At 64.3% G+C, this 21,916-nt stretch carries 18 protein-coding genes; 7 read left to right on the top strand and 11 right to left on the bottom strand.

Translation table 11 applies throughout. The annotated features are described in order from the left end of the window. Positions 1-42 precede the first annotated feature (42 nt). The 10 genes from P7A97_RS08880 to P7A97_RS08835 form a co-directional block, all read right to left on the bottom strand. On the bottom strand, positions 43-1,608 hold the full coding sequence (locus tag P7A97_RS08880; protein WP_277689579.1) for a SpoVR family protein: 1,566 nt from the start codon (positions 1,606-1,608) through the stop codon (positions 43-45). 10 nt (positions 1,609-1,618) lie between these two features. Continuing rightward, positions 1,619-2,890, bottom strand: coding sequence for a YeaH/YhbH family protein (locus P7A97_RS08875; RefSeq protein ID WP_277689578.1), 1,272 nt, complete (start codon positions 2,888-2,890; stop codon positions 1,619-1,621). A 97-nt stretch (positions 2,891-2,987) separates the two neighbouring features. After that, complete coding sequence (locus tag P7A97_RS08870) at positions 2,988-4,910, bottom strand: PrkA family serine protein kinase (RefSeq protein ID WP_277689577.1); 1,923 nt, start codon at positions 4,908-4,910, stop codon at positions 2,988-2,990. A gap of 276 nt (positions 4,911-5,186) precedes the next feature. Continuing rightward, complete coding sequence (gene glpE, locus P7A97_RS08865; RefSeq protein ID WP_277689576.1) at positions 5,187-5,516, bottom strand: thiosulfate sulfurtransferase GlpE; 330 nt, start codon at positions 5,514-5,516, stop codon at positions 5,187-5,189. Beyond that, entirely contained in the window at positions 5,513-6,334 is an 822-nt protein-coding gene (locus P7A97_RS08860; protein ID WP_277689575.1) for a symmetrical bis(5'-nucleosyl)-tetraphosphatase, read from the bottom strand. Before P7A97_RS08860 ends, glpE begins: the two co-directional genes overlap by 4 nt. Continuing rightward, positions 6,334-6,714, bottom strand: a complete 381-nt coding sequence (apaG, locus tag P7A97_RS08855; protein WP_277689574.1) for a Co2+/Mg2+ efflux protein ApaG — start codon at positions 6,712-6,714, stop codon at positions 6,334-6,336. The genes P7A97_RS08860 and apaG overlap by 1 nt, the downstream gene beginning before the upstream one ends. Before the next feature lie 31 nt (positions 6,715-6,745). Further along, complete coding sequence (gene rsmA / locus P7A97_RS08850) at positions 6,746-7,558, bottom strand: 16S rRNA (adenine(1518)-N(6)/adenine(1519)-N(6))-dimethyltransferase RsmA (protein WP_277689573.1); 813 nt, start codon at positions 7,556-7,558, stop codon at positions 6,746-6,748. 163 nt (positions 7,559-7,721) lie between these two features. Further along, entirely contained in the window at positions 7,722-8,708 is a 987-nt protein-coding gene (pdxA, locus tag P7A97_RS08845; RefSeq protein WP_277689572.1) for a 4-hydroxythreonine-4-phosphate dehydrogenase PdxA, read from the bottom strand. Between the two features lie 84 nt (positions 8,709-8,792). Continuing rightward, a complete protein-coding gene (locus P7A97_RS08840; protein WP_277689571.1) occupies positions 8,793-10,085 on the bottom strand; it encodes a peptidylprolyl isomerase in 1,293 nt (430 codons plus the stop codon). Continuing rightward, the gene (locus P7A97_RS08835) at positions 10,066-12,825 is read right to left on the bottom strand and encodes an LPS-assembly protein LptD (RefSeq protein ID WP_277689570.1); all 2,760 of its coding nucleotides are present in this window, start codon (positions 12,823-12,825) and stop codon (positions 10,066-10,068) included. The genes P7A97_RS08840 and P7A97_RS08835 overlap by 20 nt, the downstream gene beginning before the upstream one ends. 128 nt (positions 12,826-12,953) lie before the next feature. Between P7A97_RS08835 and P7A97_RS08830 the strand changes: the two genes are divergently transcribed. From P7A97_RS08830 to djlA, 3 genes are read left to right on the top strand one after another with little or no spacing between them, the layout of a single operon-like run. Then, on the top strand, positions 12,954-13,979 hold the full coding sequence (locus P7A97_RS08830) for a phosphotransferase (RefSeq protein ID WP_277689569.1): 1,026 nt from the start codon (positions 12,954-12,956) through the stop codon (positions 13,977-13,979). Continuing rightward, positions 13,976-14,647: an N-acetylmuramate alpha-1-phosphate uridylyltransferase MurU gene (gene murU, locus P7A97_RS08825; protein ID WP_277689568.1), complete on the top strand. Its 672-nt coding sequence runs from the start codon at positions 13,976-13,978 to the stop codon at positions 14,645-14,647. The genes P7A97_RS08830 and murU overlap by 4 nt, the downstream gene beginning before the upstream one ends. A gap of 1 nt (position 14,648) precedes the next feature. After that, positions 14,649-15,419 carry a co-chaperone DjlA gene (gene djlA, locus P7A97_RS08820; RefSeq protein ID WP_277689567.1) on the top strand — a complete coding sequence of 257 codons (771 nt, stop codon included), beginning with the start codon at positions 14,649-14,651 and terminating at the stop codon, positions 15,417-15,419. Positions 15,420-15,422: 3 nt separating this feature from the next. Here djlA and P7A97_RS08815 read toward each other — a convergent pair whose 3' ends face one another. Continuing rightward, positions 15,423-16,376: an alpha/beta hydrolase family protein gene (locus P7A97_RS08815; protein WP_277689566.1), complete on the bottom strand. Its 954-nt coding sequence runs from the start codon at positions 16,374-16,376 to the stop codon at positions 15,423-15,425. 94 nt (positions 16,377-16,470) lie between these two features. Here P7A97_RS08815 and P7A97_RS08810 point away from each other — a divergent pair, with 94 nt between their 5' ends. The 4 genes from P7A97_RS08810 (at position 16,471) to P7A97_RS08795 (ending at position 21,812) form a co-directional block, all read left to right on the top strand. After that, positions 16,471-18,849, top strand: coding sequence for a transporter substrate-binding domain-containing protein (locus P7A97_RS08810; RefSeq protein WP_277689754.1), 2,379 nt, complete (start codon positions 16,471-16,473; stop codon positions 18,847-18,849). Further along, positions 18,846-19,475 (top strand): response regulator transcription factor, encoded by a 630-nt coding sequence (locus tag P7A97_RS08805; RefSeq protein WP_277689565.1) that lies wholly within the window; start codon positions 18,846-18,848, stop codon positions 19,473-19,475. The genes P7A97_RS08810 and P7A97_RS08805 overlap by 4 nt, the downstream gene beginning before the upstream one ends. A gap of 145 nt (positions 19,476-19,620) precedes the next feature. Next, positions 19,621-20,730 carry an ABC transporter ATP-binding protein gene (locus P7A97_RS08800; protein ID WP_277689564.1) on the top strand — a complete coding sequence of 370 codons (1,110 nt, stop codon included), beginning with the start codon at positions 19,621-19,623 and terminating at the stop codon, positions 20,728-20,730. 38 nt (positions 20,731-20,768) lie between these two features. Continuing rightward, the gene (locus P7A97_RS08795; protein WP_277689563.1) at positions 20,769-21,812 is read left to right on the top strand and encodes an ABC transporter substrate-binding protein; all 1,044 of its coding nucleotides are present in this window, start codon (positions 20,769-20,771) and stop codon (positions 21,810-21,812) included. Positions 21,813-21,916 lie beyond the last annotated feature (104 nt).

The raw sequence follows: 21,916 nt of genomic DNA, 5'->3' as shown, positions 1-21,916 counted from the left end.
CGAAAAGCGCCGTCTGGCGCTCCTCGCCTCCGAACGTTCGCCCTAGATCGGTGGTATCACCAGGTCCAGGCGCGGATATTCGTTCTCGCTCTCCGCTTCACGCTTGGGCGGAACGTGCTGCATGCCGACCACCTGGTCGCCGCGCATGCTTTCCAGGTGAATGTCGAAGCCCCACAGGCGGTGCAGGTGCTTGAGCACCTCGCCGGTGGAGTCGCCCAGCGGTTTGCGCTCGTGCTGCTGGTGGCGCAGGGTCAGGGAGCGGTCGCCACGGCGGTCGACACTCCAGATCTGCACGTTGGGCTCGCGATTACCCAGGTTGTATTGGGCGGCCAGGGTTTCGCGGATCTGCCGGTAGCCGAACTCGTCGTGGATGGCGGGGATGACCAGGTCGTCCTGCAGGTCGTCGTCGAGCACGCTGAACAGCTTGAGGTCGCGGATCACCTTGGGTGAGAGGAACTGCAGGATGAAGCTCTCGTCCTTGAAGTTGGCCATGGCGAACTTGAGGGTGGACAGCCAGTCGCCGCCGGCGATGTCGGGGAACCAGCGCTTGTCCTCTTCGGTCGGGTGCTCGCACATGCGGCGAATGTCGCTGTAGATGGCGAAGCCCAGGGTGTAGGGGTTGATGCCGCTGTAGTAGGGGCTGTCGAAGCTCGGCTGGTAGATCACGCTGGTGTGCGACTGCAGGAATTCCAGCATGAAGCCGTCGGTGACCAGGCCTTCGTCGTACAGGTCGTTCATCAGGGTGTAGTGCCAGAAGGTGGCCCAGCCTTCGTTCATCACCTGGGTCTGGCGTTGCGGGTAGAAGTACTGGGCGATCTTGCGCACGATGCGCACGACCTCGCGCTGCCAGGGCTCCAGCAGCGGCGCGTGCTTCTCCAGGAAGTACAGAATGTTTTCCTGGGGTTCGGCGGGCCAGCGCTTGCTGTCGTGCTCGCGGTCCTTGCCGCTGCCTTTGGGAATGGTGCGCCAAAGGTCGTTGATCTGCCGCTGCAGGTGCTCCTCGCGATCCTTCTGCCGGCGCTGCTCCTCCTCGGCGGAGATCGGATAGGGCCGTTTGTAGCGGTCGACGCCGTAGTTCATCAGGGCGTGGCAGGAGTCGAGCAGATCCTCCACGGCGTCGATGCCGTGGCGTTCCTCGCACTGCATGATGTACTGCTTGGCGAACACCAGGTAATCGATGATCGAGCTGGCGTCGGTCCAGGTGCGGAACAGGTAGTTGCCCTTGAAGAAACTGTTGTGGCCGTAGCAGGCATGGGCGATCACCAGCGCCTGCATGCAGATGGTGTTTTCCTCCATCAGGTAGGCGATGCAGGGATCGGAGTTGATCACGATCTCGTAGGCCAGGCCCATCTGCCCGCGCGAGTAGCCCTTCTCGGTCGCCAGAAAATGCTTGCCGTAGGACCAGTGGTGATAGCCCAGCGGCATGCCCACCGAGGCGTAGGCATCCATCATCTGCTCGGCGGTGATCACCTCGATCTGGTTGGGGTAGGTGTCCAGCGCATAGCGCTCGGCGATGCGCGCGATCTCGCGGTCGTAGGTACGGATCAGCTCGAAGGTCCATTCCGAGCCGGTGGAGATGGGTTGGCGTTTCTTGGCGGGGGCATTCATGGGCTGACCCTCAGGTGACCATGCGGCGCTGGAACAGCTCGCGGAACACCGGGTAGATGTCCGCGGCGGAGACCAGCTGCTGCTGGGCGAAACTCTCGGCGAAGCTCTCGCTGACCTGTTCGTATTCGAACCACAGCGCCTGGTGCTCGCGCGGGGTGATCTCGACGTAGGTGAAGTACTGCACGAACGGCATGATCTGGTTGATCAGAATATCGCGGCACACCGGCGAATCATCGTTCCAGTTGTCGCCGTCCGAGGCCTGGGCGCCGTAGATGTTCCATTCGTTGGTCGGGTAGCGCTCGGCCATGATCTCCTGCATCAGCTTGAGAGCGCTGGAGACGATGGTGCCGCCGGTTTCGCGGGAGTAGAAGAACTCCTCTTCGTCCACTTCCTTGGCGCTGGTGTGGTGGCGGATGAACACCACTTCGATGCGCTCGTAGTTCCGCTTGAGGAACAGGTACAGGAGGATGAAGAAACGCTTGGCCACATCCTTGGTGGCCTGGGTCATGGAGCCGGACACGTCCATCAGGCAGAACATCACCGCCTTGGAGCTGGGGTTGGGGTGTTTGACCAGCAGGTTGTACTTGAGGTCGAAGGTGTCGAGGAACGGAACGCGGTGGATGCGAGCGCTGAGTCGCTCGATTTCCGCTTCGATTTCCTGAATATCGCCGAAGTTGTCCGGCTCTTCGCGCCTGAGTCGTTCGAGCTCGGCCTTGGCCTCGCGTAGCTTTCTCCGGCTTGTGCCGGACAGGGCGATGCGTCGGGCGTGGGCCGAGCGCAGGGTGCGGACGATATTGATGCGTGAGGGGTTGCCCTCGTTGCTGATGCCCGCGCGCACGGTCTTGAAGGTATCGGTGCCGGTCAGGTGGCGTTTGACCAGATTGGGCAGTTCCAGGTCCTCGAACATGAAATCGAGGAACTCTTCCTGGGTGATCTGGAACACGAACTCGTCCATGCCCTCGCCAGAGTTGCTCGCCTTGCCGGCGCCACGTCCGCCACCACCGCCCTGCGGGCGCTGCACATGGTCACCGGCGTTGAACTCCTTGTTACCCGGGTGCACGGTGGTCTGCCGACCGCCTCGGCCGTGGTGCAGCACTGGCTCATCGATGTCGCGGCCGGGAATGCTGATCTGCTCGCCGTGCTCCATGTCGGTAATGGAGCGGCGGCTGACGGCCTCCTCGACCGCCTTCTTGATGTGGTCACGGTAGCGCCGCAGAAAACGCTGGCGGTTCACCGTGCTCTTGTTCTTGCCGTTCAGGCGTCGGTCGATCACATGACTCATAACTGCCCTCCGTACGCTGCAGGCATCGGCCGCAAGCCAGGACCAAGCGCTTTGGCGGCGCTCAACCCGGGCCTGTGGCCGGTCGCGTCAGGCCACCTTATTGCGATTTGCGAACCCGCAGATACCACTCGGAGAGCAAGCGCACCTGTTTGTCGGTATAGCCGCGCTCGACCATGCGTTTGACGAAGTCGTTGTGCTTCTGTTGATCCTCCTTGCTGGCCTTGGCGTTGAAGCTGATGACCGGCAGCAGGTCCTCGGTGTTGGAGAACATCTTCTTCTCGATGACCACCCGCAGCTTCTCGTAGCTGAGCCAGGTGGGGTTCTTGCCGTTGTTGTTGGCGCGAGCGCGCAGCACGAAGTTGACGATCTCGTTGCGGAAGTCCTTCGGATTGCTGATGCCGGCCGGCTTCTCGATCTTTTCCAGCTCCTCGTTGAGTGCCACGCGATTGAGGATCTCGCCGGTCTCCGGGTCGCGGTATTCCTGATCCTGAATCCAGAAGTCGGCGTACAGCACGTAGCGGTCGAAGATGTTCTGCCCGTATTCGCTGTAGGACTCCAGGTAGGCAGTCTGGATTTCCTTGCCGATGAACTCGATGTAGCGCGGCGCCAGGTATTCCTTGATGAAGCGCAGATAGCGTTCGCGCACTTCGGCGGGGAACTGTTCCTGTTCGATCTGCTGTTCCAGCACGTAGAGCAGGTGCACCGGGTTGGCGGCGACCTCGTGGGGGTCGAAATTGAAGACCTTGGACAGGATCTTGAAGGCGAAACGGGTCGACAGGCCGTTCATGCCCTCGTCGACGCCGGCCGCGTCGCGGTATTCCTGGATCGACTTGGCCTTGGGGTCGGTATCCTTGAGGTTCTCGCCGTCGTAGACGCGCATCTTCGAATAAACGTTGGAGTTTTCCGGCTCCTTCAGGCGGCTCAGTACGGAGAACTGGGCGAGCATCTTCAGGGTGTCGGGGGCGCAATGGGCCTTGGCCAGCGAGCTGTTGACCAGCAACTTGTCGTAGATCTTGATCTCGTCCGACACGCGCAGGCAGTAGGGCACCTTGACGATGTAGATGCGGTCGATGAACGCCTCGTTGTTCTTGTTGTTGCGGAAGCTGTGCCATTCCGATTCGTTGGAGTGGGCCAACAGGATGCCGCTGTAGGGAATCGCGCCCAGGCCTTCGGTGCTGTTGTAGTTGCCTTCCTGGGTCGCGGTCAGCAGCGGGTGCAGCACCTTGATCGGTGCCTTGAACATTTCGACGAACTCCATCAGGCCCTGGTTGGCGCGGCACAGCGCGCCCGAGTAGCTGTAGGCGTCGGCGTCGTTCTGTGGGAATTCTTCCAGCTTGCGGATATCCACCTTGCCGACCAGGGCGGAGATGTCCTGGTTGTTCTCGTCGCCCGGCTCGGTCTTGGCCACGGCGATCTGGTTGAGGATCGACGGGTACAGCTTGACTACGCGGAACTGGCTGATGTCGCCGCCGAATTCCTGCAGGCGCTTGGTGGCCCAGGGCGACATGATGCTGTTCAGGTAGCGCCGCGGAATGCCGTAGTCCTCCTCGAGGATGGCGCCGTCCTCGGCGTCATTGAACAGCCCCAGCGGCGACTCGAACACCGGCGAGCCCTTGATGGCATAGAAGGGGACCTTTTCCATCAGGTGCTTGAGCTTCTCGGCCAGGGACGACTTGCCGCCACCCACCGGGCCGAGCAGGTAGAGGATCTGTTTCTTCTCCTCCAGGCCCTGCGCGGCGTGGCGGAAGTAGGACACGATCTGGTCGATGCACTCCTCCATGCCGTGGAAGTCGGCGAAGGCCGGGTAGCGACGAATCACCTTGTTGGAGAAGATCCGTGACAGCCGCGAGTCGGACGAGGTATCCACCAGTTCCGGCGAGCCGATGGCCAGCAACAGGCGCTCTGCCGCGGTGGCATAGGCGCTGGGGTCCGTCTTGCACAGCTCCAGGTACTCCTGCAGGGAGTACTCCTCCTGGCGAGTGGCTTCGAACCTTTGCTGGAAGTGGCTGAATATGCTCATGACTGCACCTCGCTGGCTTACGTGGAGTCGGCGCGGGGCATTCGGGCGGGTGCATGGGAAGGCGGCGTAAACGCCGTGGAACAACCCCCAGAACACCAAGAGACGCTACCGATGGCCCGGAACCGGTGGACCGGTTCTCCTTTTGGACGGCCTCGTCCTAAGCGTAGTTCGCTTTCGTCCGGCGCAAGGGCTGCAAACAGGTGACAGTATGTTGCCGCTGGTCGGTTATTTCTCTGCAGGCGGCATGCGGCGCGGCTTTGCACCGCGCAGAAATTTTTATTCGGCGTCGCTGGCGGCCACCTGGTCCGGGTACTGGCTACGCCACAGTTCGAAGCCTCCGTCCAGGCTATAGACCTCGGCGAAGCCCTGATGGGCCAGGTAGGCGGCCGCACTCTGGCTGGAGTTGCCGTGGTAGCAGGTGACGATCAGCGGCTGGTCGAAGTCGGCGGCGGCGATGAAGCCTGCCAGGCTGTGGTTGTCCAGGTGCGTGGAGCCGCTGATATGGCCATTGGCGAAGCTCTGTGGGTCGCGAATGTCGACGACCACGGCGCCCTGCTCGCGCAGCGCCTGAGCCTGCTCCGGGGGAATGCGTTTGAATTCGCTCATTTCAGGTCCTCGCAGCTGCAGCGGTACAGTTCGCCGCTATCGATATTCATCAGGCTCATGGCGCCGCCCCAGACACAGCCACTGTCGAGGGCGAACAGGCCGGGTTCTTCGCACTTGCCTTCCAGGGCCGCCCAGTGACCAAAGATGATCTTCTGGCCGCGGGTCTTGCGCTGCGGCCAGCTGAACCAGGGCGCGTAGCCAGCCGGGGCGGTGCCGACGCCTTCCTTGCTCTTCAGGTCCAGGGTGCCGTCTTCGCGACAAAAGCGCATGCGCGTGAAGTAGTTGGTGATCACCCGCAGGCGGGTAACGCCGTGCAGGTCGCCGTCCCAGCAGGCCGGTTCGTTGCCGTACATGCCGTCGAGGAACAGCGGCAGGCGCGCGTCGTCACGCAGTACTTCCTCGACTTCGGCGGCGCGCTTGAGGGCTTTCTTGACGGTCCATTGCGGGGCGATGCCGGCGTGCACCAGGGCGATGTCACGCTGTTCGTCGTAGTGCATCAGCTTCTGCTGGCGTAGCCAGTCGATCAGCTCGGCGCAGTCTGGCGCCTCGATGATTTCGCGCAGGGTGTCGTTTTTCTTCAGGCGCTCGATGTTGTGCGCGACGGCGATCAGGTGCAGGTCATGATTGCCCAGCACGCAGACCAGCGAATCGCGCATGGCGTAGAGGAAACGCAGGGTTTCCAGCGATGCCGGGCCGCGGTTGACCAGGTCGCCAACCAGCCACAGCTTGTCCCGGGCGGGGTCGAAGGTGACCCGTTCGAGCAGACATTGCAGAGGTTGCAGGCAGCCTTGCAGGTCACCGACGGCATAGGTGGCCATCAGTGCAGGGCTCCGGGCATGGCCAGGCGGAAGGGGGCGATGGGGGCGTCGAAGCGGGTGCCGTCGTCGGCGACCATCTGGTAACTGCCGTGCATGTTGCCCACCTTGGTCGCCATCACCGTGCCGCTGCTGTAGGTGTGGCTCTCGCCGGGCTCCAGGTGCGGCTGCTGACCGACCACGCCGGCGCCGCGCACTTCCTGCACGCGGCCGTCGCCGTCGGTGATGATCCAGTGGCGGCTCAGTAGTTTGGCGGCCACCGCGCCACTGTTGTGCAGGGTCACGGTGTAGGCGAAGGCGTAGCGGTTCTGCTCCGGCGTGGACTGCTCCGGCAGGTAGCGGGTCTCGACGCTGACGTCGATCTGATAGGGGGAGGCGGCCATCTGGGTGAACTCGATTGGCTGGATAGACAGTTTAGTCGGCTTGGCTGGCGGGCTGGCGCTCGGCCAGCTGATCGGCCAGGCGCACGAAGGCGGCCAGGTCCAGCTGCTCCGGGCGCAGACCGCCATCCACGCCGGCGGCCTCGATGGCTTCGGCTGGCAGCAGTTGCTTGAGCGTGTTGCGCAGCGTCTTGCGGCGCATGTTGAAGGCCTCGCGTACCACACGTTCGAGCAGGCGATGATCCTTGGCGGGATGCGGCAGCGTCTCGTGCGGCACCAGGCGGACGATGGCCGAGTCGACCTTGGGCGGCGGGTTGAAGGCGCCTGGGCCGACGTTGAACAGATGCTCCACCCGGCAGTGGTATTGCACCATGATCGACAGGCGGCCCCAGTCACCGCCGCCCGGCTCGGCAGCCAGGCGCTCGACCACTTCCTTCTGCAGCATGAAGTGCATGTCACGGATCAGCGGGGCGTTGTCCAGCAGGTGAAAGATCAGCGGGGTGGAGATGTTGTACGGCAGATTGCCGACGACGCGCAGGCTACGCGGCGCGGCATCCAGGCGGCTGAAGTCGAACTTCAGGGCATCACCCTGGTTGAGATTGAAGCGCGGATTGTCGCCGAACTTGGCCTGCAGGATAGGGATCAGGTCGAGGTCCAGCTCGATCACATCGAGCTGTGCACCGCTGTTCAGCAGGCCTTCGGTCAGGGCGCCCTGGCCCGGGCCGATTTCCAGCAGACGCTCGCCTTCTTTGGCATGGATGGCGCGCAGGATGCGATGGATCACGCCGGCATCGTGCAGGAAGTTCTGGCCAAAGCGCTTGCGCGCGCGGTGTTGGTAGTCACTCATGGGTACGGCTCCAAGCTTCAAGCCACAAGCTTAAAGCGCAATGCTAAAGTGCAGCAGTTTAACAGCATCGCCGCCGCCAGCCGTAGGCTGGGTAGAGACGCCTGGCGCCGAAACCCAGCGTCTTGTTCATGGGAAGACTGGGTTTCGCTGCGCTCTCCCCGGCCTACGCGCTGCGTGCAGTAGCCATCTGGTAGGCGGTTTCCAGTGCGACGCGCAGGCTGCCGGTATCGACCTTGCCGGTGCCGGCCAGGTCCAGTGCGGTGCCGTGATCGACCGAGGTGCGAATGATCGGCAGGCCCAGGGTGATGTTGACCGCCGCGCCGAACCCCTTGTACTTGAGCACCGGCAGGCCCTGGTCGTGGTACATGGCCAGCACGGCGTCGCAGTGTTCCAGGTGCTTGGGGGTGAACAGGGTGTCGGCCGGCAGCGGGCCGATCAGGTTCAGCCCCTCTGTACGCAATTGCGCCAGTGTCGGTTCGATCACCTCGATTTCCTCACGGCCCAAATGGCCGCCTTCACCCGCATGCGGGTTGAGGCCGCAGACCAGAATGCGCGGCTGGGCGATGCCGAACTTCTCCACCAGGTCCGCATGCAGGATACGGGTCACCCGCGTCAGGCGCTCGGCCGTGATGGCCGTGGCGACGTCCTTGAGCGGCAGGTGCGTAGTCACCAGTGCCACGCGCAGGCCGTGGGTGGCCAGCATCATGACCACTTGCTCGGTGGCGGTCAGCTCGGCGAGAAACTCGGTGTGGCCGGAGAAGGGGATGCCGGCCTCGTTGATCACGCCCTTGTGCACCGGGGCGGTGATCATCCCGGCGAAGGTGCCGTCGAGGCAGCCCTGGCCGGCACGGGTCAGGGTTTGCAACACGTAGGCCGCGTTGTCCTGGTTCAGTTGGCCGGGTTGCACCTCTGCTGTTAGCGGGGTATCCCAGACGTACAGGCTGCCGGCAGGAGCAGGCGTGTTAGGCCAGCTGCCTGGGCCGACACTCAATAGCGTGATGCCCAGCCCCAGTTGCTGACTGCGCTCGACCAGTAGCTGGCGGCTGGCGATGGCGACCAGCGCTGCCGGCTGGGCCTCCTGGGCTAGCAGCAGACACAGATCCGGGCCAATGCCGGCGGGCTCTCCAGGGGTCAGGGCGAACAGGCTCATGGGGCAGATTCTCTTGGTGCGGAACGCTCAGTTTACGGGCGAAAAAAAGCCCGGCGCCAGGCCGGGCTCTTCATGCGGCAGTGCTTACAGCTTGATCTCGACGTAGGCCTCGTCGCGGATCTGGCGCAGCCAGGCCTGCAGCTCTTCGTCGTATTTGCGGTTGCGCAGGGCGTTCATGGCCTGCTGCTTGCGGAACTGATCGCTGCTGTCGGTGGCGCGGCGGCCGAGGACTTCCAGCACGTGCCAGCCATAGGGGCTCTTGAACGGCTCGGACAGCTGGCCGCTGGGGGTTTTGGCCATCACGTCGCGGAACTCCGGCACCAGGCTGTTCGGGTCGATCCAGTTGAGGTCGCCGCCGTTGAGGGCCGAACCCGGGTCTTCGGAGAAACTCTTTGCCAGCTCGGCGAAATCTTCACCGGCCAGGATGCGCTGGTGAAGGCGTTCGACCAGGCGCTGGGTTTCTGCTTCGCTGCGGATGGCGTTGGGCTTGATCAGGATGTGGCGCACATGTACTTCGTCGCGCATCTGTGTATCGCCGCCGCGTTTTTCCTGCAGCTTGACGATCATGAAGCCGCCCGGGGTGCGCAGCGGTTCGGTGATCTCGCCAACGGACAGGCTGCGAATCAGCTCGGCGAAGGCCGGCGGCAGCTGGGCGCCTTTGCGCCAGCCGATATCGCCGCCTTCCAGGGCGTTCTCACTGCCGGAGTTGGCGATGGCCATCTGGGCGAAGTCGGCCCCGCCGCGCAGCTTGTCGTAGACCTCGGCAGTTTTCTGTGCGGCGGCACGGATCTGATCCGGCGAAGCGGCATCGGGCACCGGGATCAGGATGTTGGCCAGGCGGTATTCCTCCGCCAGCTGCATCTGGCCCAGGTCGGAGGCGAGGAAGTTGTTCACCTCTTGGTCGGTGACCTGAATGCGCTCGGCCACGCGGCGCTGGCGCACACGGCTGATCACCATTTCGCGGCGGATCTGCTCGCGAGCCTGCTCGTAGGACAGGCCGTCACGGGCTAGGGCCGCGCGGAACTGATCCAAGGTCAGGTTATTGCGCTGGGCAATACTGGCCATGGCCTGGTTGAGTTCTTCATCGGTGATGCGGATGCCCGAGCGATCACCGATCTGCAGCTGCAGGTTCTCGACGATCAGACGCTCCAGCACTTGCTGTTGCAGAACGTCCTGCGGCGGCAGCTGGCCACCGCGCTTGTTCAGGGTTTGTTCGACTTCGTTGAGGCGCTGATCCAGCTGGCTGTACATGATCACGTCGTTGTCGACGATGGCGACGACGCGATCCAGAGACTGTACTTGTGCCTGTGCGGCAGAGCCGAGGAAAACTGCGCCCAACAACAGCGGGCGCAGGCAATCAGAAAGCTTGTTCTTCACGTTCACGGTAACCTTGAATGCCTTGGTCGAGGAAAGTCTCGGTCGAGCCGCCCAGCACATTGCCGAGGCCCTTGAGGACGATCTGCAGGAAGATGCCGCGATCGCCTTCCTCGTTGGTATCGGGGTTGAGACTGGTCTCGTCGTAGTCGACCCAGTAACGGTTGATCAGGCGCAGTTTCCAGCAGCAGCTGTCGTACTCGAAACCACCGAAGGCTTCCAGGGTACGGTTCTGTGCATAGTCATGCTGCCAGCGGGCAATCACGCTCCATTGCGGCACGATCGGCCAGATCACCGAGAAATCGTGCTGCTGGATCTTGTAGTAGTCCTCGACGTAGTTCGGCTGGCCTTCGACGCCGAAGTCGCTGCCATATACCCAGCTACCGCTCGCCTGGTCGTAACGCATGGTGTCATTACGATAGCGATAGCCCAGGTTGACCACCTTGTTCGGTTCGTCTTCCGGCTGGTAGTGGAACATCATGCTGCCGGAACGGGTCTGGTGGCTGTCCGGATCCCAGTTGAAGTCCGAGCTCAGGCGCCAGTCGCGGTTGAAGCGGTAGAGGTATTCCAGGGCATAGGGCGAGACGTCGGATTGGTAGTCGTCGCGATCCTTCAGGGTGCCAGTGCGATCCGGCATGGTGACCTTGCGGTCGGCGAAGTACACGGCCTGGCCAATGCTGAAGCGCTGGCGCTCGAAGCCGTTGCTCTCGATCCAGCGGCTGGTTACGCCGATGGACAGTTTGTTCTCGTCGCCGAAGCGGTCGCGGCCGCTGAAGCGGTTGTCGCGCCACAGCGAGGAGTAATTGAAGCCTGGTTCGCTGGTGTCGAACACCGGGATGTCGTCCTGGTCTTCCTCCGGTACATAGAGGTAGAAGGCGCGCGGTTCCAGGGTCTGCCGGTAGTTGTTGCCGAACCAAGTGGTGTTGCGGTCGAAGTACAGGCCGCTGTCAACGCTGGCAATGGCCACGCCACGGTCCGGCGAGTCTTCGAAGTCGCTGCCGGCCTGGGCCTTGCCTATGGAGTCCAGGTCCAGATCGTACTGGGTATAGGCGTACTTCAGGCTGGGCTTGAGATAGCCCCAGGTGCGCTCGACCGGCAGGCTGATGCCCGGCTCGACATGAACGCGGTCGCCCGTGGCACGGTCAAGTCCGAAGACGTTGTTGTCATACCAGGGCTCGGGATTGCCATCCTCATCGACGAAGTTGCCGCTGCGCAGGTCGCGGTCGAAGCTGGCGTATTCGGTGCTGTAGAACATGTTCAGCCCGCCTGGCTGGAACGGCAACTGGCCATCCAGAGAGAGCTGCGGCAGGCGGTCATAGGGGGTGATGTCGATAACGCTGGTCGGTTCATAGGCGTGGGCATTCAGGCGTGCTGTGTAGCTGTCGCCACGCCAGGTCAGGGTGCCACGCTGGTTGAGGAAGTCCGGCGTCTCAAGTCTTTCCAGATCGCTGTCGAGATCCTGGAAGTAGTAGGGGTCGCTGATATCGGTGTAGTCCACCTCGGCCAGCAGGCGCTCGTCGAGACCGCCCTTGTGCTGCCAGTTGTACATCCAGCGCTGGTCTTCGTATTCGGACTGCAGCTCGCGGTCGTCGTTCTGGTCGTCCAGCCAGGCTGCGCCGACCTGGCCTTCGCTGCCTTTGGTCAGGTAGCGGAACTCGCCCTCTAGCAACATGCCGCGCTTGGCCATGTAGGTCGGGTAGAGGGTGGCATCGTAGTTCGGCGCCAGGTTGAAGTAGTAGGGCGTCGACAGGGTGAAGCCGTTGTCGCTCGACGAGCTCAGGCTGGGCGCGAGGAAACCGGACTGGCGACGGTCGTCGATCGGGAAGTAGATGTAGGGGGTGTAGAACACAGGAATGTCCTTCACCCGCAGGGTCACATTGGTCGCGGTGCCGAAGCCGGTGGCCGGGTCCAGCTTGACGTTGTTGCCCTTCAGGTGCCAGGCGTTGCTGCCCGGCTCGCAGCGGGTGTAGGTGCCGTCCTTGAGGCGGACGACGGCGCTTTCCTCGCGCTTGGCGTACAGCGCACTGCCGCGCACGTGGCCCTTGTGGATCACGTACTCGGCGTTCTCGACCTTGGCTTCGCCATTGTCCAGCTGGATCTCGGCGCGGTCGCCAACCACCAGCATGCCGTTGTCACGGATGCGGACATTGCCTTTCAGCTCACCGCGGTTTTCGGCCTGGTGCAGGGTGGCTTCATCGGCCTCGACCTGCATGCTGGCCTGGCGCAGCACTACATCACCGGCGAGGGTGGCGGCTTCCTTGTCCTGCTCATAGCGTGAGGCTTTGGCCGAAACGAACAGTGGCGCTTCGTCCATCGGTGTGTCGTCGCTCATGCCCGGTCGCAGCGGCTCGACGTAGGAGCCGGCGCAGTAAGGACCGACTTCGGCCAGCTGGGCCTCGGTGAGTTGTTCGCGCGGCACCCAGTCCAGATGGCTGAAGTCAGCACTGCGGCTCTGCAGACCACGGCCCTCGCTTTCGGTGACCAGGGTGGTGCGCTCAGCTTCGCCGGATACGGCGGCTGTGCCGGCCACGGCGCTGACCGCTGTGGCGGTGTGCTGTGGGCGTGGCAGTTGGCTGGTGGTGACAGCTTTCGGGGTACAGGCCCAACCGCCGGAAGCGGAGGCGGCACAGTCGAATTGCTCGGCAGCGACAGCGAAAGAGGTGGCAAGAGGTTGTAGCGCCAGCAGGCCACTGGTCATCAACAACGGGAATTTTTTACGGAATACGGGGAGTTTTACTGCCATCTTGTTAGTCCGGGCTTCCTGCGCGCCTCCGGCCCCGCAGGGACCGCACGCCTCTCGATGGGCTGAAAAAGATGCTGGATAATAAAGCATGACCCGCGCAACGGCTAGCGCCGTCGGAGACCCCTGTAATGCCTGATCAAGATGTGCGTCTTCAGCTCCTGCAGAGCTGGTTGGAAGAATCTTTACCTGTGTTGTTTCAGCGCGAGGGCTGGGGTGAGGTGCCCTCTGGCGGCCTGACACCGGCCAGCAGTGATGCCAGTTTCCGTCGTTATTTCCGCTGGCAGGCCGAAGGTCGCAGTCTGATTCTGATGGACGCGCCGCCGCCCCAGGAAGACTGCCGCCCCTTCGTCAAGGTCGCGGCGATGCTGGCCGAAGCTGGCGTGCATGTGCCGCGTATTCTGGCCCAGGACCTGGAGCGTGGCTTTTTGCTGCTGGACGATCTGGGCAACCAGACCTGGCTGGAAGTGCTCGATGCGGACAACGCCGACGAGTTGTTCGAGCAGGCTCTGCAGGCGCTGGTGAGGTTCCAGCAACTGCCCGTCGACAGTCAGCTACCGGCTTATGACGATGCGCTGCTGCGCCGCGAGCTGCAGCTGTTCCCCGATTGGTACTTGCAGCGCCATCTGGGCGTCGAACTGGATGTCGTGCAGCTGGCGCAGTGGCAGCAGGTCTGCGACCTGTTGGTGAGCAGCGCCCTGGCCCAGCCGCGGGTGTTCGTGCATCGCGACTACATGCCGCGCAACCTGATGCTCAGCCAGCCCAACCCCGGCATTCTCGATTTCCAGGATGCCGTGCAGGGCCCGCTCAGCTATGACGTCACCAGCCTGTTCAAGGATGCCTTTCTCAGCTGGCCGGAGGAGCGTGTGCAGGTTTGGCTGCAGCGTTACTGGCAGCTGGCCCGCGAGGCGGACATCGCCGTGCCGGAGGACTTCGCCGAGTTCCACCGCATGAGCGACCTGATGGGCGTGCAGCGTCACCTCAAGGTGATCGGCATCTTCGCGCGCATCTGCCATCGCGATGGCAAGCCCAAGTACCTGGGCGATGTGCCGCGCTTCTTCACTTATATAGAGGCCGTGCTGGCACGCCGGCCGGAGTTGGCTGTGCTGGGCGAGCTGCTGGCCAGCCTGCCGCAGCACGAGGCGCAACCGGCATGAAGGCGATGATCCTGGCGGCGGGCAAGGGCGAGCGTCTGCGTCCGCTGACGCTGCATACGCCGAAGCCGCTGGTGCGCGCCGCCGGCACGCCGCTGATCGAGTTTCATGTGCGCGCCCTGGCCGCGGCGGGGTTCACCGAGCTGGTGATCAACCACGCCTGGCTCGGCCAGCAGATCGAGGACTATCTGGGTGACGGCTCGCGCTTTGGCGTGAGCATCGTCTACTCGGCTGAGGGCGAGCCGCTGGAAACCGGCGGCGGCATATGCAAAGCGCTGCCCCTGTTGGGCGCCGCGCCATTTGTGGTGGTCAATGGCGATATCTGGTCCGACTACGACTTCGCTGCCCTGCGCCGCCCGCTGGCGGGCCTGGCGCACCTGGTGCTGGTAGACAATCCGGCCCACCACCAGGGCGGCGACTTCCGGCTGGAGGCCGGGCGGGTCAGTGATGCAGTCGGCGGTGCTGATGCACTGACCTATAGCGGCATCTCCGTGCTGCATCCGCACCTGTTCGCCGGCTGCCCGCCGGGCGCCTTCAAGCTGGCGCCGTTGCTGCGCGCGGCCATGGCCGATGACCAGGTCAGTGGCGAGCATTTCTCCGGTCGCTGGGTCGATGTCGGCACTCACGAGCGCCTGGCCGAGGTCGAGCGTTTACTGCAGGCAGAGGGCTGACATGCTCTGGCCGGCGACCCTGCTTGGCGCTGCGGCGGGGCTGGCCCTGGCCAGCATCCCCGGTGCACTGCTGGGCGGCTTGCTTGGCCAGATGCTCGACCGGCGCATGCGTTTGCGCTCATTGGAGCACCTGCGTCAGCTCCTGGGGCTGCAGCGGCCACAGATGGACGACGAGGATCTGCTGTTCATGCTGCTCGGGCGCCTGGCCAAGAGTGATGGGCGTGTGCTCGACAGTCATATCCAGATGGCCGCAGGCGAGATGCAGCGGCTGGGGCTGGATGAGCTGTCGCGTCGTCGTGCCATGCAGGCCTTCGCGCGCGGCAAGCAGGCAGACAAGGAGTTGCGCGGCCCCCTGCGTGCCTTGCAGGCGCGCCCGGAGCGTGCAGAGGTGGTATTGCGTACCTGCTGGCGCATGGCCTGGGCCGATGGCCGACTGAGTGAGGCGGAGCGCCTATTGATCGAGCAGTGGGCGCGCTGGCTTGGCTTTCCGCGTGCGGCCTTGCAGGCCATGGCCGAGGAATATCGGCCACAAGCGTCGGTGCCGGACACGCCTGGGGGGGATTACCAGGCGGCCTTGCGCCTATTGGGCGTGCGCGCCGACAGCGAGCCCAGGCTGATCAAACAGACCTACCGACGCCTGCTCAGTCGCCATCATCCGGACAAGCTGGCTGGCGCTGGCGCCAGTGCCGCGCAACTGCGTGCGGCGACCGACAAGACCCGTGAGTTGCACGCCGCCTACGAGCTGATCCGCCGAAGGCACGGTTTCCGCTGACGCCTATTGCTTCTCCAGCCAACCCCGGACACGGCGGAACAGCTGCTCCTGCTCGGCATCCTGATTACCCGGCAAGGCCTTGAGGGCAACCTGCGTGTAGCTGTCGTGAGCCAGCCGCTTGCTGGCCTGCAGGCGGCGCACGGCGGCGCTGCGATCGGCAGCCTGATCCTTGTAGAAGAAGTCGCCCGTAGCCAGCTTGAGGCCGGGAATCAGCTCTTCCAGCGCAGGAGACTGGCCGGCAGGCAGTTGCGCGGCGACCGTGACCAGTTGCTTGACCTGTGCAGGCTGGCGCTCCTTGAGATAGAGCGCCGCCCAGTAGGCGCCGTCACCGTGGCCGAGCAGCACGATGTTGCTCGCGTCCTGTTGCTCGGCGAAGGCGATGGCGGCGTCGATACGGGCGAAGACTCGCTGAGAGGGATCGACCGGCGCCGGGGCCGGGGCATCGGCCGTGGGCTCACTGGCGGGCGCCTCTGTTGCGGGCTCGGCGACGCTGTCGGCGGTATCGACCGTGACCGCTTCCGGCGTACGCGGCAGCACGGCCTCGGGCAGCGGCTCCTTGGGGCTGTCGGGCAGGTTCAGGCTCAGGCTGCTCCAGGCGACATCGGGCAGTTTGCTGCGCAGAGGATTGATCGCCTGCGGCCAGTCGGCGCTTTCATTGGCGCCGGGGACGAGGATCACCACCCCCTTGGCTTGTGGCGCATTGGCCGGTTTCCACAAGGCCAGAAAGCTGCCGCCCTCGGCCTGCAGCATCTGCTGTTCGCCCTTGGGCAGTTGCCGTTCCAGGGCTTGGGCATTGTCCTCGCTACGCTCTTCGAGCGGCTGGCGAGGTGCCTCCTCGGTATCTGGCGTTGCGGCGGCGGTGTCTGGACTGGCGGCGGGAGTTTCTTCCTCCGCCAGGGCGGGATGTGCAAGGCTCAGCAGCAGGGCGATGAGTGTCGAGAGGACTGGACGGCGCATCTCAGGGGCTCGGCGTGATAAGGGTTCTAGCAGCCTAAGCGCTGCGTGAAGGTTTGTCAGGTAAGGTAACAGGCCGGAGGTCGCTGTCGTGCGCATGATTCGAGTGTTCTGTGGGCTGCTGTTGCTGGGTGCGCTGAGCGTCCAGGCCGCGCCGCTACGCCTGGCGCCGGCCGAGCAGGCCTGGCTGGCCGAGCACCCGCGGCTGCGCGTGGGTGTGGTGCTGCAGGCGCCCTATGCCGAATATCGGCGCCGTCAGCAGCAGTTGAGCGGGCTGAGCATCGAACTCACCGAAAAACTGGCCAAACGTCTCGGCGTCGAACTGAGCTGGCGCAGCTTCGACAGCCTGGAGGCGCTGCAGGAAGCGCTGCGCGCCGGACGTATCGACTTGGCGCCAGGCCTTCAGCAAAGCCCCGCCGGTCTGCGCCTCTGGCAGTATTCCGACCCCTACATGCGCATTCCCCATCTGCTGGTCGGCGAGCCGGGGGGCGAGGTGGGGCTGGAGCTTGAGCAGCTCGGTGAACAGGATGTGATTGCCGTGCGCACCCCCAGTGCGGTGGCCGACTACCTGCGCAGCAACTACTTCAACCTGCAGTTGCAGGCCGAGCCGTCCGAACGCGAGGCCTTGCGTGCGGTGCTGGAGCAGAAGGCGCGCTTCGCCGCCATCGACCAGGCCCAGCTCAGTCGCCTGGCCCAGGAGAGTGAGTTCGCCAACCTGCGCGTGCTGGCCGATGTCGGCCTGCCGCTGCTGTTGCGCTTCGCTACCCGTCGCGACTGGCCGGAGCTGGCCAGCATCGTGCAGCAGGGTTTGCGCGAGATGCCGGCCGAGGAACTGGACAGCCTGCAACGCCGCTGGCTGACGGCGCGTACCCCCGGGCTCGGCGACTCGCCGCGCTTCTGGCGCAGTCTCAGTGTGCTGCTCGGCCTCATGCTGCTGGTCAGCCTGCTATTGCTCGCTGTGCTGCGTCGCCAGCGTGGCCAGCTGGAAAAGCGCCTGCTCGAAGCGCGGCAGATCCTCAATCAGCGCGAGGTGGCCGAGGAAGCGCTGCGTCTGGCCCAGTTCTCCCTCGACCACAGCACGGTGGGCATCCTCTGGGTCAGCTGGGACGGCCGGGTGCGCTATGCCAACCAGGCGGTGGCGGGCATGCTCGGTTACAGCGAGGCCGCCATGGTCGACCGGCCGCTGCAGGACTTCGAGCGCACGCTGGGCATGGACCGCTGGCTCAACCTGTGGCGGCGGGTGCGTCAGCAGGTGGATGGCGCCCTGAGTTTCGAGAGCCTCTGTCAGCGCGCCGATGGCAGTGACCTGCCCGTTGATGTGACGCTGGGTTTTCTGCGCTTTCGCGAGACCGAGTATCTGGTGGTTTACCTCAGCGATGCCACCGAGCGGCGCCGTGCCCGTGCGGCCCTGGAAGAAAGCGAGGCGCGACTGAAAGGCATCGCCGGTAATGTGCCGGGGCTGGTGTTCCGCCTCGAACGGCCCAGCCCGGAGGCACCCTCGGACTTCGCCTTTATCAGTGAGGGCAGCGAGCAGTTGGTGGGCTATCCGCCGGCCGCCATCATGGCCCATGACTTCGGTATCCGCAGCCTGGTCCACCCGGACGATCGTGCGGCCTACCACCGTACCCAGGATGCGGCCATCGCCGCGGCAGGCGACTGGCAGTGGCAGGGGCGCATTCTCACCCGTGATGGTCGGGTCCGCTGGGCGGATATCAAGGCCAGCGCCCGCCAGCTGGGCGATGGCCATGTGGTGTGGGATGGCGTGGTCTGGGACATCAGCGACAACAAGGCCATCGAGCTGGAGTTGGCCGAGTCGCGTGCCCAGTTGCGCGAGCTGTCGGCGCACCTGGAGAGCGTGCGTGAGGAAGAAAAAGCGCGTATCGCCCGTGAAGTGCACGACGAACTGGGCCAGGTGCTGACCGTGCTCAAGCTGGAAACCTCGATGTGCGAGCTGGCGTTTGCCGGGCTCGACCCGGGCCTGCAGGCACGCCTGGACAGCATGAAGAAACTGATCGCCAACCTGTTCCAGCTGGTGCGTGACGTAGCCACCGCATTGCGCCCACCAATCTTGGATGCGGGACTGGGCTCGGCCATCGAGTGGCAGGCGCGGCGCTTCGAGGCGCGCAGCGGCATCGCCTGCCTGGTGCAGGTGCCAGAGCAGTTGCCAAAACTGGCCGATGCCAAAGCCGTGGGCCTGTTCCGCGTTTTGCAGGAGGCGCTGACCAATGTGCTGCGCCATGCCCAGGCGCACACGGTCGAGATCGCCCTGAGCGTCGAGGGTGATGAGCTGTGCCTGCGGATCAGTGACGATGGTCGGGGTTTCGACACCCGCGCGCCGCGCGCACAATCCTTCGGCCTGGTCGGCATGCGCGAGCGCGTGCTGATGCTGGGCGGCAGCCTGAGCATCGACAGCCATCCGGGCGAGGGCACCACGCTGAGCGTGCGAGTGGCACTGAAAGAAGAGGTAGTCGCATGATTCGTGTACTGGTGGCCGAAGACCACACCATCGTCCGCGAGGGCATCAAGCAACTGATCGGCTTGGCCAAGGACCTGCAGGTGGCGGGCGAGGCCTGCAATGGCGAACAGCTGCTGGAAACCCTGCGCCACACGCCCTGCGAGGTGGTGCTGCTGGATATCTCCATGCCCGGTGTCAACGGACTGGAGGCGATTCCGCGGATTCGTGCCCTGGCCAACCCGCCGGCGGTGCTGGTGCTGTCCATGCACGACGAGGCGCAGATGGCGGCCCGTGCGCTGAAGATCGGCGCCGCCGGCTACGCCACCAAGGACAGCGACCCGGCGTTGTTGCTCACCGCCATTCGCAAGGTGGCCGGTGGCGGTCGTTATATCGATCCGGAGCTGGCCGACCGCATGGTTTTCGAGGTCGGCCTGACCGATTCAAGGCCGCCGCATGCGCTGCTGTCCGAGCGCGAGTTCTCGGTGTTCGAGCGCCTGGTGCGTGGCGAGGGCGTCAACGAGATCGCCCTGCACCTGTCGGTCAGCAGCAAGACCATCAGCACCCACAAGGCGCGCCTGATGCAGAAGCTCAACCTGCATTCGGTGGCGGACCTGGTGAAGTACGCCGTGGAGCACAAGCTGCTCTGAGTCCGCTCCCACAAAACCCGTGTGTAGGGCGATCCCTACAGGCTGTCGTCCTGTCGCCTTATAGCAATCTCTCCTTGCGCCCGATTTGCGCCGTCTGCAGGGCTTTCTAGTCTTACAGCACGGCAACGAGAACAAGGGTGCGGCAATGGCCGAGAATGCTTCCAGCGATGTGCTCGTCAGTTTCAAGGGCGTGCAGAAGAGCTACGACGGCGAAAGCCTGATCGTCAAAGACCTCAACCTGGACATCCGCAAGGGCGAGTTCCTCACCCTGCTCGGGCCGTCCGGTTCCGGCAAGACCACCAGCCTGATGATGCTGGCCGGTTTCGAGACGCCCACCGCCGGGGAGATCCTCCTCGCCGGGCGCTCGATCAACAACGTGCCGCCGCACAAGCGCGACATCGGCATGGTGTTCCAGAACTACGCCCTGTTCCCGCACATGACGGTGGCCGAGAACCTGGCCTTCCCGCTCAGCGTGCGTGGCATGAACAAAACCGACGTCACCGAGCGGGTCAAGCGCGCGCTGTCCATGGTGCAGCTCGACAGCTTCCGCAACCGCTACCCGGCGCAGCTTTCCGGCGGTCAGCAGCAGCGTGTGGCGCTGGCCCGTGCGCTGGTGTTCGAGCCGCAGCTGGTGCTGATGGACGAGCCGCTCGGTGCGCTGGACAAACAGCTGCGCGAACACATGCAGATGGAGATCAAGCACATCCACCAGCGCCTGGGCGTGACCGTGGTCTACGTGACCCACGACCAGGGCGAGGCGCTGACCATGTCCGACCGCGTGGCGGTGTTTCACCAGGGCGAGATCCAGCAGATCGCCCCGCCGCGTGACCTGTACGAGGCACCGAGCAACACCTTCGTCGCCCAGTTCATTGGCGAGAACAACCGCCTGGCCGGCGAGCTGGTGGCTCGTGACGGCGAGCGCTGCACCGTGCGCCTGGCGCGTGGCGAGCAGGTACAGGCGCTGGCTGTGAAGGTCGGCGCGCCGGGCGAGCCGGTAAGCCTGTCGATTCGCCCCGAGCGGGTGCGTATCAATGGCGCCAGCGAGAGCTGCGCCAACCGTTTCAGCGGCCGCGTGGCCGAGTTCATCTACCTGGGAGATCACGTGCGCGTGCGCATGGAGGTCTGTGGCAACCCCAGTTTCTTCGTCAAGCAGCCGATCGCCGAGCTCGACCCCGCCCTGAGCGTGGGCGATGTGGTGCCGCTCGGCTGGCATGTGGAGCACGTCAGGGCGCTCGACCCGCAACTTGCGGAATGACGCCAGGCATTACCAACCCTGCACTCTGGAGAACAACAATGAGCACAGCTGTTCGCAGTACCTTCCGCCTCGCCGCCTTGGCTCTGGGCCTGGCCGGCGCGACCCAGGCCATGGCCGCCGATCTGACGGTGATTTCCTTCGGTGGCGCCAACAAGACCGCCCAGGAAAAAGCCTTTTACCAGCCGTGGGAAGCAGCCGGCAAAGGCAAGATCATCGCTGGCGAGTACAACGGCGAGATGGCCAAGGTGAAAGCCATGGTCGACACCAACAGTGTGTCCTGGCACCTGGTCGAAGTGGAGTCGCCGGAGCTGGCCCGTGGTTGCGACGAAGGCCTGTTCGAGGAGCTCGATCCCGAGCAGTTCGGCAATGCCGATGACTTCATCGAAGGCGCGATCCAGCCCTGCGGCATCGGCTTCTTCGTCTGGTCCACCGTACTGGCCTACAACGCCGACAAGCTGGCCAGCGCCCCGACCGGCTGGGCCGATTTCTGGGATGTGCAGAAATTCCCGGGCAAGCGCGGCCTGCGCAAGGGCGCCAAGTACACCCTGGAATTCGCCCTGATGGCCGATGGCGTACCGGCCAAGGATGTCTACACCGTGCTGGCCACTAAGGAAGGCCAGGACCGTGCCTTCAAGAAGCTCGACGAGATCAAGCCGAGCATCCAGTGGTGGGAAGCCGGCGCGCAGCCGCCGCAGTTCCTCGCCTCGGGTGACGTGGTCATGAGCTCCGCCTACAACGGTCGCATCGCCGCCGTGCAGAAGGAAAGCAACCTGCAGGTGGTGTGGAACGGCGGGATCTACGACTTCGACTCCTGGGCCATCCCGCGTGGCGCCAAGGATGCCGACGCCGCCAAGGCTTTCGCCGCGTTCAGCGTGCAGCCCGAGCAGCAGAAGGTCTACTCCTCCAACATTGCCTACGGCCCGGCCAACAAGAAGGCGGTCGAGCTGCTCGACCCGGCGCTGCTCAAGGACATGCCGACCACCCCGGAAAACATCGCCGGCCAGGTGCCGATGAACGTGACCTTCTGGGCGGACTACGGCGAGCAGCTGGAGCAACGCTTCAACGCCTGGGCCGCGAAGTAAGTCTTCCGTGCAGTGCCCCCTTCGCCTGAAGGGGTTTGGTAGGAGGAACGTTCCCCCGTTCCTCTCGAACCCTCGCCCGCGGTTGGGCGAGGGTGCTTTATCCC

The sequence above is a fragment of the Pseudomonas sp. GOM6 genome, assembly GCF_029537485.1.
GTDB lineage: Bacteria > Pseudomonadota > Gammaproteobacteria > Pseudomonadales > Pseudomonadaceae > Aquipseudomonas.
This window is presented reverse-complemented; position numbering and strand designations above follow the sequence as displayed.

Bases quoted from the DNA above. Each gene is read 5' to 3' on its own strand.
- P7A97_RS08880 (WP_277689579.1), bottom strand. From the start codon at position 1,608: ATGAATGCCCCCGCCAAGAAACGCCAACCCATCTCCACCGGCTCGGAA.
- P7A97_RS08875 (WP_277689578.1), bottom strand. From the start codon at position 2,890: ATGAGTCATGTGATCGACCGACGCCTGAACGGCAAGAACAAGAGCACG.
- P7A97_RS08870 (WP_277689577.1), bottom strand. From the start codon at position 4,910: ATGAGCATATTCAGCCACTTCCAGCAAAGGTTCGAAGCCACTCGCCAG.
- glpE (WP_277689576.1), bottom strand. From the start codon at position 5,516: ATGAGCGAATTCAAACGCATTCCCCCGGAGCAGGCTCAGGCGCTGCGC.
- P7A97_RS08860 (WP_277689575.1), bottom strand. From the start codon at position 6,334: ATGGCCACCTATGCCGTCGGTGACCTGCAAGGCTGCCTGCAACCTCTG.
- apaG (WP_277689574.1), bottom strand. From the start codon at position 6,714: ATGGCCGCCTCCCCCTATCAGATCGACGTCAGCGTCGAGACCCGCTAC.
- rsmA (WP_277689573.1), bottom strand. From the start codon at position 7,558: ATGAGTGACTACCAACACCGCGCGCGCAAGCGCTTTGGCCAGAACTTC.
- pdxA (WP_277689572.1), bottom strand. From the start codon at position 8,708: ATGAGCCTGTTCGCCCTGACCCCTGGAGAGCCCGCCGGCATTGGCCCG.
- P7A97_RS08835 (WP_277689570.1), bottom strand. From the start codon at position 12,825: ATGGCAGTAAAACTCCCCGTATTCCGTAAAAAATTCCCGTTGTTGATG.
- P7A97_RS08830 (WP_277689569.1), top strand. From the start codon at position 12,954: ATGCCTGATCAAGATGTGCGTCTTCAGCTCCTGCAGAGCTGGTTGGAA.
- murU (WP_277689568.1), top strand. From the start codon at position 13,976: ATGAAGGCGATGATCCTGGCGGCGGGCAAGGGCGAGCGTCTGCGTCCG.
- djlA (WP_277689567.1), top strand. From the start codon at position 14,649: ATGCTCTGGCCGGCGACCCTGCTTGGCGCTGCGGCGGGGCTGGCCCTG.
- P7A97_RS08815 (WP_277689566.1), bottom strand. From the start codon at position 16,376: ATGCGCCGTCCAGTCCTCTCGACACTCATCGCCCTGCTGCTGAGCCTT.
- P7A97_RS08810 (WP_277689754.1), top strand. From the start codon at position 16,471: ATGATTCGAGTGTTCTGTGGGCTGCTGTTGCTGGGTGCGCTGAGCGTC.
- P7A97_RS08805 (WP_277689565.1), top strand. From the start codon at position 18,846: ATGATTCGTGTACTGGTGGCCGAAGACCACACCATCGTCCGCGAGGGC.
- P7A97_RS08800 (WP_277689564.1), top strand. From the start codon at position 19,621: ATGGCCGAGAATGCTTCCAGCGATGTGCTCGTCAGTTTCAAGGGCGTG.
- P7A97_RS08795 (WP_277689563.1), top strand. From the start codon at position 20,769: ATGAGCACAGCTGTTCGCAGTACCTTCCGCCTCGCCGCCTTGGCTCTG.